A 15,760-nucleotide genomic window follows, 5' to 3' on the forward strand; every position below is an offset into this window, starting at 1 on the left:
GGATACGACGGCGGCCGGGGATAAGTGTATTGAGACGCGGGCGGCGCTGGCGTTACTCTGGCAACAGCGGGTCCGAGTCCTCGTCGAAAGTGTCGACCGCTGGCGGGTCAGACTGGGCTGGCGGCCGTGCTGCGCTTGCCCGTTCCAGCGATGAGAGCGTCAGTTCTTCCTCTCCTTCAAGCATGGTAAGCCGGTCCATGACGGTGACCGTCTCTCCGTCGGCCGTGTGCGGAGTCACGCACCTGAGCTCCGACCCGTCGTACTCGGCTAATAGTTGGACCGGGAACACGAGCGCCCGGTACTGCTCCCCCGACATCTCAGAGTCAACTGACCGGACCTGAAACGCGGGTTCGAGTGAACAGTTGTTGCGTTTCGCCCACTCCTGAAAGACGCTGACTCGGTTGAGCGCGAAGAGCCCGAGTTCGGTCCGTGCCTCCGCTGGCGTAGACGGTATCTGCCGACCGATGACCTGAACAGTGACATCTGACAGAACGTCGGTGTCCGACAGCCCCTGAAGCCGGTCGATGACCGCAGCCTGTTGCTGCGTGTGCCCGTCGGGCAGGAGTGAACGAACGTACAGTTCTGCCCGTGTGTCGTCTGGCTGCGTGCTCCCCTGCATCGTATAGGAATGAATGGGTAGCGACCGGCAAAAGTATTCCTGTTGACAATTAATGGTTAGAGCGATTATACACTGAACGACGGAAGCTGAATCATACGGTTTCGCCATCGGTTGGACAGTCACGGACCGTGTTAGCGTGATAGGGAGTACTATGTGGGCACAGTTCGCATGAGAAGCCGCATATGTACGATTCGGTGCTCGTAGCTACGGACGGCAGTTCGGGAACGACGGAGACGCTCGCACACGCCACCTCCATCGCGCGCGACAACGACGCGACCCTCCACGGCCTGTACGTCGTGGACAAACGGCTGTACGTCGCGGCCGACAAGTCCAATCAGGACGAAGTGCGCCAGTCGCTGGAGGAAGAGGGTGAGGTCGCGCTCGATGACATCGCCGTCGGCGGCGAGGAGGCCGGTGTCGAAGTCGTCACGAACATGGAAGAGGGCATCCCCCACAAAACGATCACTGACTACGCCGAACAGGAAGACATCGACCTCATCGTGATGGGAACCCACGGCCGCACCGGACGGGATCGGGTCGCAAATCTCGGGAGCGTCACCGAGCGGGTCGTCCAGAGCGCGCCCGTCCCTGTCCTCGTAGTCCACATCGAATAGCTCAGGTGGGGCTGGCAGCCGCTCGACAGCGAGCAGACCTCCAGTAACCCCCCGTTCTGACCGGTATCTTTTCGAGCCGCCGACACGATGGAGCAGTATGGACAGCCGAGAGTACGCCTTCGAAGGAGCCACGCCGGACATCAACGGATACGCCCACGTCAGCCGCGAGGCGACGCTTGTGGGCGATGTCACCGTCGGCCCGAACGCGAACGTCTGGCCCGGCGTCGTGCTGCGCGGTGACGTGGCACCCGTCGAAGTGGGCCGTGAATCGGCAATCGGCGACGGGGCGATCGTCCACGCCTCGACGGTCGGCGAGAAAGTGATGGTCGGCCACGGGGCCGTCCTCAACGACGCCCATGTGCGCGACGGGGCGCTCGTTGGCTTCAACTCGACGGTCAGCGACGCCACCATCGGCGAGGGCTCCATCGTCGCGATGGGAACAGTCGTTCCGCCGGGCTACGAGGTGCCTGCGGAGTCGTTCGTCCGCGGAAGCCCGGCCACGGTGACGCCACTATCCGAGACGACTATTGATCCCAACGAGGTGTTCGAGGCGTTCAGCTCCGGCGATTACGCCAATCTCGCAGCCCGCCACGAGGACCTGTTCGAGTAACGCACAGTATCAGATCTGCGAACGAACGACGGGTCACTTATAGTGGAAGAACCCACACAGTACCGAGCATGGACGATATCGTCGACCTGGTGACCCGGTCGCTCGCTGACGAGACTGCCGCTGAGTTCACCGAGCGGGTCGACGAACAGGCGATGCAGCTCCGGAGAGCCATCGAGGCCGGGGAGTTCGACAACGAAGCGTTCTCCGTCGGCCTAGAAGTCGAGCTGTACGCCATCAACGCTGAACCGGACCCGCCCGAACCGGACGAGGAGGAAGACAGCGAGGCAGTCGCCGAAGAGAACCTCGACGACGACCTGAGTAGCTCGGGGGACGGGGCTTGGAGCGGGTCGCTCGAAGCGCCGGCTGAACCGGAGGGCGGTGGTGGGGCGTCGCTCGAACCCAGCGGTGGAAACGACGCGTCGCTAGAACCGGACGATGGCGACCCGCTGGAAGCCGCCGACGAACCCGCGGATTCGTTCGGCCCCGGAGAAGGGCCGTCGCTCGACATCGATCCGGACAGCCCGCTGGCCGAGGACGAACCCGAGACGCCCGAAGACGAGGCCGAACCGGCCGTCGAGTCGTCAGTCGAGGAGGAAGCAGACGACGAGCCGTACATGGACCCCGAGGACTGGGACGGGCGACTGACCCGCCTGCCCGACGCGGTGTTCGAGGGCGAGGCCAACAAGGAGCTGGGCCTGCACAACGCCGAAGTCAACACCGAACCGAACAGCTTCGACCAGACCGGGATGGAAGTCCAGACGACGGCGGTGGAGATGCAGACGAAACAGGCCCGCCAGCAGGCGAGCAAGCACAACTGCGAACTCGTGCTGGACGCGATGTGGACCATCCCCCCCGAGGAGGGTAGCGAGCAGTACCTCTCGGCACACGAGACCCGCGACGGGGTCGTCCTCGCGGACAACATGCGACAGGCCCCCAGATACGTGGCGCTGGACAACGAGGCGCTGGACCGCGCCGGCGGCGACATCGACTTCGACGTGCCGGGCTACAGCGGGCCGTTTCCGACGATCCTGTTCGAGTCGCTGGCCACCTCGATTCAGCCCCACCTCCAGATTCCCGACGCCGAGGCGTTCCCCGAGTACTACAACGCCGCGATACGGACGCTTGGCCCGCTGCTCGCGCTGTCGGTGAACTCGCCGTTCCTGCCGGCGGACATGTACGACGACACCGACGGCGAGTGGCTCTGTGCCAACACGCACCACGAACTCCGAATCGCGGCCTTCGAGCAGTCGGTCAACACAAGCGAAAATCCGAAAGTTCGGGTCCCCCGGGACCTCGACAGCACGACGGACGTGGTCGGCCGCGTCGCTAGCGACGACCTGTTCGCCCCGTTCCTCCGGGAGTTTCTGCACGACGACGACCGGGCAGCGTTCGAAGACGAGTTCTGGGAGTTCGACCACAAGCGCGGGACGTACTGGCGATGGCTCCGCTGTGTCGTCGGCGGCGCACCCGTCGACGGCGCAAGCACTGAAAAGTCGCTGCGCATCGAGTACCGCCCGCTCCCGACCCAGCCCCACGTCACGGACATGATCGGGCTGCAGGCGCTGACAGTCGGCCTTATCCGCGGGCTGGTCGTCGCCGACCACCCTGTCGCGGAACTGCCTTGGCAGGAGGCTCGACGGAGCTTCTACAACGCCGCAGCGGACGGCTCGGACGCCGACCTCTCGTGGGTGACAGCGCAGGGCGAGCGGACGGCCGACCACGATGAAATCTACGACGAGATTTTCCAGTACGCCCGTCTGGGGCTGGCCGAGCAGGATGTGCCGGAGGCTCGTATCGACGAGTATCTCGAGCCGATTGAAGACAGATACGACGCCGGACTGACCCCGAGTGACTGGAAGATTGCCCGCGTCCGCGAGTATCTCGGCGACAGCGACGACCTTTCGACGGCCATCCAGTCGATGCAGCGGGACTACATCGAGGCGAGCCGCGAACACCACTCCTTCGTCGAGTGGCTGTAAACCGCCAGTCCCACCGTGGAGTGGAACCGGGGTTGCCCTGCCGGATGACGGGTGTTTATTCGAGTGACGCCGTTATATTCCGGTGATGGTATCCACAGGCGACACAGCGCCGGACATCTCGGCGACAATCGCGAACGGTGAGGTAGAGGCCTTCGAACTGAGCGACCATCTGGGCGACGGGCCGGTCGTGCTCGCCTTCTTCCCGGGCGCGTTCACGCCGCCGTGCTCTAACGAGATGGTGGCCCTGCAGGAACACCTCGGGGACTTCCACGACGCCGGCGCGACGGTGCTCGGTGTCAGCGCTGACTCGGCGTTCTCGCTGAACTCCTTCCGTGACGAGCACGGTCTGGAGTTCGACCTGCTCAGCGATATGGGCCGGTCGGCGATTCAGGACTACGGCCTCGAAATCGATATCGAGGACCTCGGGCTGCTCGGCGTCGCGAACCGCGCCGTGTTCGTTGTCGGCGACGACGGCGAGGTCACCTACAGCTGGGTTGCCGACGACCCGACGAACGAACCCGACTACGAGGCACTGCTGGACGCCGTCGAGTCGGCGTAAGCGCGCAGCGTTACCCCGTTCTCACAGTTCTTTCGACATACGAATAGCCAGTCGCGACTGCTATATCGAAACGTCGACCGACGTCTCGCCGTCACCGTCGGAGATGGTGAGTGTCGCTTCTGTGCGGCCGGTCGTCTCGACGTCGACGTGAGACTTGAACGACGTCTTCAGTCCAGTTACTGTGCTGTCCATGTTCGCGCCGATATCGGCGCTCGTGTCGATCGCACAGACGCCGATACCGTCGCTCCGCCTGACTTCGGTCAGGAACGTGGAGTTGAGAAAGCGGTACAGGGATCGGGTGTCGTCGAGTTCGCCGGCAAGCGTCGAACAGAGGAAGATCCCGGTCCGGAATCGGTCGGTGTCCTGCTGTGAGTCGGCGGCGAGCGCCGAGAACTCCATCCCAATCCCGGTGAGGTCGGCGAGGTCGTCGATTGTCTTGATGTCGTCGCCGCTCGGGCTTCCCGCAGCGGTGAGTATCGACGACCGGTCCCCGGCACCGCGTTTCGCGCTGTTCAGGGACTGTTTAACCGTACGGCCGCGGCTGTCGGTCGCGAGGACGACACTCCGCTCACCGTCGGCGGGGGCCACGACGCGGGCGAACACCGACTCCAGCGCGTCCGTATCGTCGCCCGTCAACAGAACGCTCGTCCCGCCCTCTAGGGGCCCGATTCCGTCGGGCACCTCGAACTCGGTTCCGGAGAGCGAGCTCATTGCGCGACCTCCGCGCCGGCGGCGTCGCGGACGCTCTGCCTGAGTTCCAGTATCTCCATCGCCGTGGCGGCGAAGTCCTGAAGTTCGGCCTGCTCCTCGGCGTCGTAGCCCCGCGGCTCGTGGTCGAGCAGGCACACCTGTCCGATGACCTGTCCGTTGCTCGCGGTCATGTTCGCGCCGGCGTAGGAGCGGATGCCGAGGTTCTCCAGTTGCTCGTTCTCGGCGAAGCGGGCGTCCTGCATGATGTCCTCGACGACCATCACGTCCTCTTGGAGCATACTGTGCGTGCAGATGGTGTTCTCGCGGGTCAGCGTGTCCAGATCGCCGCCGTGGCAGGCTAGGAAGTTCTCCTCCTCTTCCTCGATGAGCCCGATGAACGACACCGCCGCGTCGAAGTGGCTGGCGATGAGGTCGGTCAGGCGCTCGAAGCTCTCCTCGATGGGGAGGTCGTCGACGTCGTACTGCGCGAGCGTCTCCAGTCGCTCGTCCTCGTCGTCCGGGCGGATGAAACTCGCCTGAGCGCTGTAGTCGATCACGTCGTTGGCGACGAACCCAAGCCGGTCGTGCGCGTCGGGAAGGTCGCGGTTGAGGTACTCGACGATGCTTTCCTCGAACGATGCCGTGTCAATCTCCGCGGGCGGAACGTCGGTGAACAGGACACAGGGCGTCTGGGGCGCGGTTTCACGGATCGCACCGACGACTTCGAGGCCGGTCCCGTCAGGAAGCTCGTACGCCGTAACGACGCAGACGATGGGCTCGGCTTCGAGCGTCTCCCGCGCTTCCTCGACCGTCGTCGCCGTCTCCACCGTCAGCGACTCGTCGTCCTCAATCGCCGTCGCCACGTCGTCTATCCGATCAGCAGTATCAACACAGAGAACTGAGCGTGCCATAACTATTACTCACAAGAACCACACAAAACGATTCGCCACGGATTATCACCGATGATTCCTAAGTCCAGTTCCGAGTAGCAGGGGGCATCGCAACTGCTCACACCGATTCAGCGAAGGCCGGATTTCGCGTCGTACCGGTGCCGGCCGACACCGCGGTCAGGTCGAACACGTCACCATCGAGCGGGACGCCGGTGTAGGGGTCTGATTCCAGCAGGAGCGCCCCGTCGAGGTCGACGTAGTCGACGAGCGGCGCGAGGTGGACCGCCGCGGCGATGCTGGCGTTGGACTCGACCATGCACCCGAGCATCGTATCGAGGCCGTGAGCCGTAGCGGTGTTGAGCAGCCGCATTGCGGGCCTGAGCCCGCCGCACTTGACGAGTTTGGCGTTGGCGATGTCGCAGGCGTCAGCGACTCGCGGCACGTCCGAGGCTGTGACACAGGACTCGTCAGCCGCGACCGGAATCTCGGTCGCCTCAGTCACCCGCCGGAGGCCATCGATGTCGTCGGCCTCGACCGGCTGTTCCAGCATCGTCACGCCAGCGTCGGCGAGCCAGTCCGCCTTGTCGATTGCCGCCGCGGCGGTCCAAGCGGCGTTGGCGTCGACACGTATCTCGGCGTCGGGGGCCGCTTCACGAACCGCATCCAGTCGCGCCCGGTCGTCGTCGGTCCCGAGTTTGACCTTCAGGTGGTCGAAGCCGTTGTCGGCCGCAGTACTGGCCTTCTCTGCCATCCGCTCAGGCGAGTCGATGCCGACCGTGTAGGTGGTCGGCGGGACCGCGTCGGGATCGAGCCCCCACTGGCGGTACAGCGGCAGTTCAAGGCACCGAGCCGCGAGGTCGTGGACGGCGATAGAGAGCGCCATCCGGGCCGCGGGCTGGTCCGGCGCTCGCTCGCCGAGCGCCCGCTCGATGCGCTGCTGGGCGTGTGGGTCGCCGATTCGGTCGACGACCTCACAGAGCGAGGGTAGCGTTTCGGCGACCGACGCCGCGCTCTCGTCGTAGTATGCCGACGGCGTGACAGCGCCGGTTCCGGTGGTTCCCTCGTGAGTGAGTTCCACGACGACAGTCTCGCTGGTCTCGCTGGTCTCCCGCGAGATACCGAATGGGTCCGACAGCGGCAGGTCGTAGCGGTCGACACTCCAGTTCATAGGATGGCGTCCAGTACCTCGTCGGGGACGCCGTGGCGGACTGGGTCAGTCGCCGGTGCGTCCAGCGCGTTGCTGTACCCCGAGACAGCATCCGCGGCCTCGCTGTCGCCGAGGTGGCGCGTGTTCAGCATCCCCGCGACGACCGACGCGTCAGAGATAGGTGCGGCGAGGCGCTCGTAGATGTCGACGTACTCGGAGAGCGGCGGAATGTCGAACGACTCGTAGCCGTGGATGACCTCGCGACCGGCCTCGTGACACATGACGAGCGCGTCGGGAGCCGACCCGTGGAGGATGCTCGTCGTCACGCCCGAATAAGCCGGATGGGCCAGCGCGCCCTGGCCCTCGACCACGAGGAGGTCCGCCGCCTGCGCTTCTTCGACCAGTCGCTCCACCGCGCCGGCGGCGTAGTCGGCGATGACGCGGTCGATGACGATGCCATGGTCGGAGATAGCGATGCCGGTCTGCCCGGTCGGGACGACGGCGGCGTCGAGACCGCGCTCCCGCGCCGCGTCACGAATCTCGAACGACGCAGTCATCTTCCCCGTCGAGCAGTCGGTGCCGACAGTCGTGATGACCGTCGCGTCGACATCGCTGGCAGTCCCCGCTGCCACGGTCAGGTCTTCGGGCGGCTTACGGAGGTCGTGGAGTGCAGCGTCGTGTTCCGCGGCGAGACGGGCGAACTCTTCGTCGTCGGCTAGGAAGTCGTGCAGTCCAGCGTACACGTCACAGCCACGTTCCAGTGCTGTCCGTACGTCTTCGCGCCAAGACTCGTCGAACTCGCCGCCGATAGGCGAGATGCCGATGACGAGCGCGTCCACCTCGGGCGCGTCGGCCATCGACGCGACGATTGGAGCGTCCTGTACGTCCGGGAGCGCGTCGTGGACGCGCTGTCCGGCCCGTTCGCGGTCGACGAGCGCTCGGACTTCGCGGTCACCGTACCGCAACAACCCGACTGCGGTCTTGGCTCGGTCGGGGAAAGCCTCGTGTGTTAAGATGGCTACGGCCATAGCCGGAGAGAGTCACCGCCCCGCGAAAAAGCTACGGAACCGGTACCGACGGAACTGCGATGGACAGGCCCGAGCTACGGCACGCGAAGTCGAACGGTCCACAGCGACCGGACGGCGTCGTCGAGCGCCTCGTCGGGCTCACCGGTCGCGTCGACCGGCTTCGTCGCCGTGGCGAGGTCCTCGAACTCGTGGATGACCGACCCCTCGCCGACGACGTACAGCCTATCGGGCGACACCGCCTCGATAGCGGCCCGGCAGCGGTCGAGATGAGAGTCGATCTGCTGGTCCCGGAGCCGCTCGAACCGGCCTTGGGAGAAGCCGCCCTTCGAGTGTTGGCTCTTGAGCTCCGAATCAAACCCGTGGAACGCGGTCCGTTCCCGACCGTTGTACTCGCCCAGCGCGAACAGGTCCGAGCGGACCAGCGCGACGACGTGCTCGCCGGTCGGTTCGAACCACGACCGCTCCAGCCGAACGCTCTCGTTCCACTCAGTGAACGGCGACGGCGGCGCAGGGACGGACAGACACGCCGACAGGAGGCCGGCGTCGTCGGTCACCGCGAGACACGGTGCAGCGCTGGCGACCAGCGACGCGCGGTCGCCGAAGGCGTCCCGGACCGGGCCGGGCAGGGAGCGCTCCGCGTCGACGTAGGCCGTGAACACGCCCTCCGGCTCCGTCTCGAAGGCTTCCAGCCGGTCGATCACTGCACTCAGTCGTGCTCGGCTGAGCGTCTCCTCGGCCCGGAACGTCGATTCCCCCTCCTCGGCCTGCAGACGCTCGACGCGATCTTGTAGTTCGGCGACGCGGTCCTCCAGCCGGTTGACCTCGGCCTCGGCCCGCTGGCGTTCGGTCGCTGCGTCGGCGCGGCGCTCCGTCTCGGCGTCGAGCTGTCGTTCGAGGTGGTGGTTCTCCTCTTCGAGTTCGGCCACCCGTTCCTTCAGCGACGCCCGTCCCAGCAACCGGTCAAGCATCACTGGATGGCGGACGGGGACGGGCTTAAAAGTGACTTCCCGAACCGTCACTGGGTCCAAAAGCCGGTAGTCAGTCTGGCACTTCGCTGTCATCCCGCAGCGACGAGATGATGAGTCGCTTGATCCCACGTCGGAGGAGACCACCGGCTGCCGGCTGCGAGATATCCAGATCGGCGGCGACATCGCCGAGGGTCGCGTTCCGTGGTTCTTCGAAATACCCCGTTTCGAGTGCAACGAGGAGCGCTTCTCGCTGGCTGTCGGTCAACCCAGCGTCAGTCTCCCCTAAGCTGGCGTATTCGTTCACGCGCAGTAGATCGATATCGATCTGATGCTGCTGTGCGTAGTCCCAGAGCGAACCCAAGTCCGTTCGTTCAGGCATCCACACGGTTAGCATCCAAGCGCTCCCGTCGTTCTCCATGTCAAGGATGACGCCGTTCGCGGCCGAAATTACAGGCGAGAGGATCTTCGCTTCGTCCGTATACTCGAAGCTGTAGATGGCCTCATCGTCTCGGGTTTCGATGACCCGTTCAAACTCGCCAATGGTACCGTCGTTCCGTAGTCCCTCCTCGAACTGCTGGAAATCAGACGATTCGATGTGATAGAAGAACTTGCCCGACGTCGGGTCTGTTCCCGCCTCTGACACCGACCTGACTTTCGAACTCCGGTCGTGGGTAACGGTCTCCGTGAGCACTATGTCAGGATGCTCGGCCCGGATGACCGCCTTGATATCGCTCATTGTTCTGTAGGGTAGTGGTTCTGGTGTGTCAAGACGTCAGGAGCTTGTTTGAGACGCTTGGTGAAAAGCGATATTACGCTTCTCGTTACCGGGGGTAACGGTCGCCGTGCGGTAGCGTAACTGAGTCGGTTGGTCGTGGTTTCTGAACACGTAGCTACTGTCCGATTCTCCTCGCCGCAGACGCACTGATCAGTCTGAGAAGGGTCCTCAGAAATTGTCCCACAGTTCAGCGTGTTCCCGCGAAGCGATCTCGGTGGCTCAGACGCGATGGTTGAATATCTTGGCCCAGACACGCCCGAACCAGCCGGCTTCGGATGACGGGGTGACCCCGGCTGGAAGGTAGAATTTGGACTTGGTCGCTCTGTCCCACTCGTCGGCGTGGTTCCGCTGTGACATACAATGTAATAGAAGCCCTTGGTCCGCATTGGTCTGTAGCTTAAGCGTATAACCCCCTTATAACCGAACTCGAGAATGCCATGCATTCCCGCCTCCTCCAAACACCGGTCGATGGAGGTGGTGAACGTCACCAGAGCGGCGAGGCTACGCCATCAGACCGCTGTATCGGGGAGTGTCGGCGTCCCCTCAGAGATAGAGAGCAGTTGTGCGGCGTGGTCCGCCTTCGCTAGGAACACCGCTTCGAGGCTGGGTGGGTTCCGAATGTTGGCGTCTTCAAGCATCGTTTCAGGAACAACGAGTGTGTCTGCCGGGACCTGTTCGTCCCCGTGGACGGCAAAGTGCTGGGAGCCGAGTTTCATTACAAGCGGATAGTCCATGCGCTCGACCCCGTCCCCGGAGGCGTACAACTGTTCGTTCACTCGTTCGTGCTGCTCGCGACACATCGCAGCCGCCGCGTCGTCTCGCGGTTCGACGTAGAGGCGGCCGAGGTAGTATCCGCGCGAAAACTGTTCAAACATCGGTGCAACTGAATGTGTGTCATTGACATACATAAGTGTTCGCCGGCAGCCTTTTGCCGTCGTGCAAACAGCGCGGATTCGGTGCTGGGTCCTGTCCGACAGGGCTTTGCCACGGCCGGCCCCGAGTCGACCTATGAGCGAGCAGCGGGGGCCGTTGCCACGTCGGTACGCGCGGTACTACCTAGAACAGACGCCGAGTCTCGTGTGGTTGCTGGTCGTCAATGCTGTCGCAATGCTCGTTGGCGTCCGGTTCTACGTCGAGACGATGCCGGGTCAGAAGCAGCTTGCGGACGTGTCGACGTTCCTCTGGCCGCTGTTCGCCGACTCGCCGGCCGCGCTATTTTTAATGACGCTGTCGGTAGCCACCCTCCTGCCGTTCCTCGGCAAATCGCTCGACGAAGTTCCGCTGACGGTCCCGCTCGCATACCTCCACACGATTGCGTTGGTCTGGCTGGTCAAGATGGGGCTGTGGACCGTCGTGGCGTTAAACATCGGCTTCGACGCCTACTTCCCCGCCCCGTGGGCGTATTTCGGCATCATCGTCACTCACCTCGGCTTCGTTGCCGAGGGGTTATTGGTCCCACACTATGCCCGGACGACGAGGGGCGCGCTCGTGACCGCGCTAGTGCTGGCACTCGGCAACGACGTGCTCGATTACGGGTTTGGCTATCATCCGCCGTTGCGGTACGACCCGGGACTCCTCTTACCGGCTGCCACCGTCGCACTCTCGGTACTGTCGGTAGTATTCGTCTGGCGACTGCTTCCGATGGAAGCGCCGAGGCAAAGAACAGCTTAAACGCTCTTGGACTATCTGCGCTTGTTTCAGGTGTCCGTGAACGGCGCGAACGAAGGCGTTTCTTTTTGATGTGGGAGGGCAGAAGTAGGGATAGGAATGAGCCCACGTCAGGCCACGCTCCTCACAATGCTGGTCATCCTCGGGACTGTCGCTGTCGGCCTCCCGGCCGTGACAGCGCAGGAGACCGCGACGGAGACAGTGGCCACGCAGAACAACTCTGCTAGCGGGATGGGAACGCAACTAACGGCGTTCCTTCAGTCGAACGCTGCCGCCGCGAACGACACGGTCAAGAACGGGATGTGGCGGTCGGCATACAACCAATCGAACGGAACCGAACGGGCCGAGCTAGTCACGAAGCGAGCGGGCTCGCTCGAACACCGACTTGAGCGGCTACAGGAGCGCAACGCCACGCTCGAACAGCGATACGAGAAGGGGTCGCAGGCCTACGTGGCTCAGCAGAGCCGGCTCACTGCGGAGATCGCAGGCCTGCAGACCGCGATTAACGACACCGACACGGCTGCCAAACAGACCGGTGTGAACGACACCGCACTGGAGCAGCTGAAACAGAACGCCAGTAAGCTTTCCGGTCAACAGGTCGCATCGATTGCTCGCGGTATCGCCGGCCCACCGGAGAGCGCCGGCCCACCGGAAAGCGCCGGCCCCGATCAGCAGGGACCACCGGACGACGTTGGGGCCAACGAGAGCGAACGAGGACCACCTGATGACGCCCCCGGACAGCAGGGAAACGAAACCGACGGAGACCCACCCGTTGACGGGGGTAACGACGGGGAAAGCGGAAACTCCGACAACGCGGGCGAGGGCGAGGGAAACGGCGCTGACAGGAGTACAGAACGGGGCAAGGATAACGGAGATCGTGGAGCGTCCGGTGCCGATGACAGTAACGGGGACGAGAGCGACAGCGATGACGATGTTGGTTCAGACGACGCGTCCAGCGCCGGCGAGTCCGGTGACGCCGCAGGCAACGACGAGTCCGACAGTTCATCCGAGACGAAAGATTCCAACGGTGGTACAGACGGCGACAGCGACACCGCAAACGACGGGGCCAGCGACGAGGGAAACGATAACGGGGGCGCGCAAGGAAACGACGGCGGCGACAACCAAGGAAACAGCGACGGAAACGACCAGAGCAGTGATCAAGAGGACGACAGCGGTGACAATCAAGGAAACAGCGACGGAAACGACCAAGAGAACGACGGCGGCGACAATCAAGGAAACAGCGACGGAAACGACCAAGAGAACGACGGCGGCGACAATCAAGGAAACAGCGACGGAAACGACCAAGAGAACGACGGCGGCGACAATCAAGGAAACAGCGACGGAAACGACCAAGAGGACGACGGCGGCGACAACCAAGGAAACAGCAACGGAAACGGTCAGGGCAGCGACCGAGGAAACGGCGGCGGCAATCAGGGTAGCGGGAACAGCGGCGCATAGAGCGAGGCGTAGGCCCACCCAGTAGCTTCTCGAGGGACTCACCAGCAAACCACCCGACGAGAGTCATGCTTTTGAACCGTGACCCGCTACCTACGTTCGATGGACTCCGCCGAGTTACTCAATCTCCTTGGAAACGCCAACCGCCGGCGGATTCTCAAACTACTCGCTCACAAACCCTGCTACGTCACGGAAATCAGCGAATACATCGGTGTCAGCCCGAAAGCAGTCATCGACCACCTCCAGAAGCTCGAAGACGCCGGGCTCATCGGTTCCCGGACGGACGACCAACGCCGGAAGTACTTCTCGATTGCCCGAAATCTCCGTCTGGAGGTCCGTGTCTCGCCATACGAGTTCGGTACCAAGAGCGCCTATCCGGCAAATCCCGAGTTCGAGATGCCCTCCTGTCGCCATCTCTCGATAGACGTGGGGTCCACATCCGATGGGGACTTTCACGACTTGGCGCGCGAACTGGAGCATCTCCAGCAGCTAGAGAACGAACTGTCGCTGGCCCAGCGATGGGTGCAAGCCCGCATGACCGACGTACGGGACCGGATCGATTCCGGCTTCGAGAACGGCGACGGACGACTGTACGCAGAGCTGGTCAGCGGACTCGCAAACGGTACCGATACCGTTCCGGCGCTGGCCCGAGAGATTGAGGCTCCGCCGGAAATCGTCGAGGAAGCGCTCACTCGGCTTGCGGAGGACGATGTGGTCGAACGGACCGACGACGGCTGGGAAATCGTCTGAGCAGGCCGGTGTTTCAGAAAGTGGACCGTCTCAGTCCGCTTTCGAACCGTACGAACTCGGAACCTCGACCGACAACTGTTCTGAGAGCAGGTACGTCACAGACCCGACAGCGACCAGTCCGATAGGGAGCGCAATGTACGCCGAAACGCCGTAGCCGGCCAGCAGGAACAGCCCGGTTGCGACGATGCCAGCCAGCACTGCGTAGGGAATTTGGGTGTTCACGTGGTCGACGTGGTCGCTTGCGGCGAACATGCTCGACATCACCGTGGTATCTGAGATCGGCGAGCAGTGGTCACCAAACAGCGCACCGGTCAGAATCGCAGCGATGGCCGGAGCCAGCGGCGCGCCGAGCGCGTGTCCGAGCGGTATCGCGACAGGGAACAGGATGCCCATCGTTCCCCAAGATGTGCCGATGCTGAAGCTGATAATGACCGCGCTGAGGAAGATAATGGCGGGCAGCATCTCGGCCGTGATAATCCCCTCACTGATAGCGACGACGTAGGGGCCGACGCCGAGCGCCTGACTCACGGCACCGATGGACCACGCAAGCGAGAGCACCGCGACGGGGAACATCACCATTTTGAACCCCTCGAAGATGGCGTCGCTCACTTCGTCGACCGCGATCCGTGCGTGTCCGACCAGAATTGTCAGGATAACCAGACAGGCCGAGAACGAGGCCCAGACGATGGCATCTGCGGTGGCCGCATTCGACAGCGCGTCTGTGAGACTTCGGCCAGCGAACCCACCACCGGAGTAATACAGCGAGAAGCCGGTCACGCCAACGAGTGCCGCGATTGGCGCGGCGAAGTACCACCACCGCGGGTCGACGTGGTCGGGCGTCACGATATCGTCCTCCTGTGTCTCCATCAGCGGGTCCGCGTTGTCGCCGAGGACTTTCCCCTCCTCTCTGGCTCTGCGTTCGGCCTTCGCCATCGGGCCGAAGTCCATGTCTGCGATGACGACGATGAAGACCATCGCAAGTGCAAGCAGACTGTAGAACCGATAGGGAATCGATTCGAGGAACAGCAGGAACGCGCTTCGGTCCACCCCGATTGTGGTCAGTTGCTCAGCGATGAGTCCGACCTCGAACCCGAGCCACGTCGAGACGACTGATATCGACGCGGTCGGTGAAGTAGTGGAGTCGAGGATGTACGCCAACTTCTCGCGACTGATGTCGAACTTATCGGTGATCGGGCGCATGACCGACCCGGTAATCATCGTCGAAGCGTACGAGTCGACGAAGATAGTCATCCCCAGTAGTGAGGTCCCAAGCGCCGCCTGCCGGCGGGTCCGAATACGCTTGACCATCTGTGACGCCAGCGCACTCATCCCGCCGGAGAGGAAGATCATCCCCAGCATTGCCCCGATGAGGAACGTGAACAGTAGCAGCTTGACGTTGAACGGCTCAGTCACGTTATCGACGACGAACTGGAGGCTCCGAGTGGCTCCAGCGGCCGGATTCCAGCCGACGAGCACCGTCGCGCCGATCCAGATGCCTGCAAACAGCGAGAGGAGTACTTGGCGAGTGAACAGCGTCAGTACAATCGCGAGCATCGCCGGAAACAGGCTGATAAGCCCGTATGTCTCTGGTGCCATACGTTCTGTTCCGGGGTTTACATACGAGCGTTATAAGAATTACTAACTCAAGATATCGTGTATGAAACACGAATAGAAGAATCATATGGTCATATTAGTATTTATATTTTGGACGGATGCTTCTATTCTATCGTTATTCGGCGAGACGTAGACAATCAATAACGGACGATAAAACCGTTGACGTTGAAACCGGAGGCGGTCTGTCCCTCCCGCAAACGAGAGTGTCAGCAGAAGACAGTAACAGAGTGTGTTCGACTGCTACTGTCGACCGTACCTATTGTAAGATATGTGCCACTCCGGGATGGCATAGTTCTTGACAGCCGTCCAGCCCACAGTATGAAATACTTCAAGTTAGCTGACAAGGCCCTGAAAGACAGTGCAACAGGTCCGGCAAGTCTGATCGCGGCACTGA

The 15,760-nt window shown here is 62.9% G+C and carries 16 protein-coding genes; 7 read left to right on the plus strand and 9 right to left on the minus strand.

Annotated features, from left to right (window positions below; genetic code table 11):
* Window positions 1–52: 52 nt before the first annotated feature.
* Window positions 53–619 carry an HTH domain-containing protein gene (locus Har1129_RS11515; protein WP_151100780.1) on the minus strand — a complete coding sequence of 189 codons (567 nt, stop codon included), beginning with the start codon at window positions 617–619 and terminating at the stop codon, window positions 53–55.
* Window positions 620–801: 182 nt separating this feature from the next.
* On the opposite strand from Har1129_RS11515, the gene Har1129_RS11520 reads away from it, so the two are divergent.
* The 4 genes from Har1129_RS11520 to Har1129_RS11535 all read left to right on the plus strand — a co-directional run bounded on the left by Har1129_RS11520 (window position 802) and on the right by Har1129_RS11535 (window position 4,381).
* Window positions 802–1,233, plus strand: a complete 432-nt coding sequence (locus tag Har1129_RS11520; protein WP_151100781.1) for a universal stress protein — start codon at window positions 802–804, stop codon at window positions 1,231–1,233.
* A 97-nt stretch (window positions 1,234–1,330) separates the two neighbouring features.
* On the plus strand, window positions 1,331–1,843 hold the full coding sequence (locus tag Har1129_RS11525; RefSeq protein ID WP_151100782.1) for a gamma carbonic anhydrase family protein: 513 nt from the start codon (window positions 1,331–1,333) through the stop codon (window positions 1,841–1,843).
* A 68-nt stretch (window positions 1,844–1,911) separates the two neighbouring features.
* Window positions 1,912–3,822, plus strand: coding sequence for a hypothetical protein (locus Har1129_RS11530; protein ID WP_151100783.1), 1,911 nt, complete (start codon window positions 1,912–1,914; stop codon window positions 3,820–3,822).
* 85 nt (window positions 3,823–3,907) lie between these two features.
* The gene (locus tag Har1129_RS11535) at window positions 3,908–4,381 is read left to right on the plus strand and encodes a peroxiredoxin (RefSeq protein ID WP_151100784.1); all 474 of its coding nucleotides are present in this window, start codon (window positions 3,908–3,910) and stop codon (window positions 4,379–4,381) included.
* A 60-nt stretch (window positions 4,382–4,441) separates the two neighbouring features.
* On the opposite strand, the gene Har1129_RS11540 is transcribed toward Har1129_RS11535, so the two are convergent.
* From Har1129_RS11540 to Har1129_RS11570, 7 genes are all read right to left on the minus strand, one after another.
* Window positions 4,442–5,092, minus strand: coding sequence for a hypothetical protein (locus Har1129_RS11540; RefSeq protein ID WP_151100785.1), 651 nt, complete (start codon window positions 5,090–5,092; stop codon window positions 4,442–4,444).
* Window positions 5,089–5,982 (minus strand): GAF domain-containing protein, encoded by an 894-nt coding sequence (locus Har1129_RS11545; protein WP_151100786.1) that lies wholly within the window; start codon window positions 5,980–5,982, stop codon window positions 5,089–5,091. Before Har1129_RS11545 ends, Har1129_RS11540 begins: the two co-directional genes overlap by 4 nt.
* 97 nt (window positions 5,983–6,079) lie before the next feature.
* Window positions 6,080–7,129 (minus strand): dipeptide epimerase, encoded by a 1,050-nt coding sequence (locus Har1129_RS11550; protein WP_151100787.1) that lies wholly within the window; start codon window positions 7,127–7,129, stop codon window positions 6,080–6,082.
* Window positions 7,126–8,136, minus strand: coding sequence for a DUF1611 domain-containing protein (locus Har1129_RS11555; protein WP_151100788.1), 1,011 nt, complete (start codon window positions 8,134–8,136; stop codon window positions 7,126–7,128). The genes Har1129_RS11550 and Har1129_RS11555 overlap by 4 nt, the downstream gene beginning before the upstream one ends.
* 74 nt (window positions 8,137–8,210) lie before the next feature.
* Window positions 8,211–9,104 (minus strand): Vms1/Ankzf1 family peptidyl-tRNA hydrolase, encoded by an 894-nt coding sequence (locus Har1129_RS11560; protein WP_151100789.1) that lies wholly within the window; start codon window positions 9,102–9,104, stop codon window positions 8,211–8,213.
* Window positions 9,105–9,174: 70 nt separating this feature from the next.
* A complete protein-coding gene (locus tag Har1129_RS11565) occupies window positions 9,175–9,840 on the minus strand; it encodes a helix-turn-helix domain-containing protein (protein ID WP_151100790.1) in 666 nt (221 codons plus the stop codon).
* A 548-nt stretch (window positions 9,841–10,388) separates the two neighbouring features.
* Window positions 10,389–10,754 (minus strand): DUF5802 family protein, encoded by a 366-nt coding sequence (locus Har1129_RS11570; protein ID WP_151100791.1) that lies wholly within the window; start codon window positions 10,752–10,754, stop codon window positions 10,389–10,391.
* Between the two features lie 133 nt (window positions 10,755–10,887).
* On the opposite strand from Har1129_RS11570, the gene Har1129_RS11575 reads away from it, so the two are divergent.
* From Har1129_RS11575 to Har1129_RS11585, 3 genes are all read left to right on the plus strand, one after another.
* Entirely contained in the window at window positions 10,888–11,550 is a 663-nt protein-coding gene (locus Har1129_RS11575) for a DUF1405 domain-containing protein (protein WP_151100792.1), read from the plus strand.
* A gap of 96 nt (window positions 11,551–11,646) precedes the next feature.
* Complete coding sequence (locus Har1129_RS11580) at window positions 11,647–13,005, plus strand: hypothetical protein (protein WP_225307806.1); 1,359 nt, start codon at window positions 11,647–11,649, stop codon at window positions 13,003–13,005.
* 99 nt (window positions 13,006–13,104) lie between these two features.
* Entirely contained in the window at window positions 13,105–13,752 is a 648-nt protein-coding gene (locus Har1129_RS11585; RefSeq protein ID WP_151100793.1) for an ArsR family transcriptional regulator, read from the plus strand.
* 30 nt (window positions 13,753–13,782) lie between these two features.
* Here Har1129_RS11585 and Har1129_RS11590 read toward each other — a convergent pair whose 3' ends face one another.
* Entirely contained in the window at window positions 13,783–15,348 is a 1,566-nt protein-coding gene (locus tag Har1129_RS11590) for a Na+/H+ antiporter NhaC family protein (RefSeq protein ID WP_151100794.1), read from the minus strand.
* Window positions 15,349–15,760: the final 412 nt, after the last annotated feature.

This window comes from Haloarcula sp. CBA1129 (assembly GCF_008729015.1).
In the GTDB taxonomy this organism is placed as follows: Archaea; Halobacteriota; Halobacteria; order Halobacteriales; family Haloarculaceae; genus Haloarcula.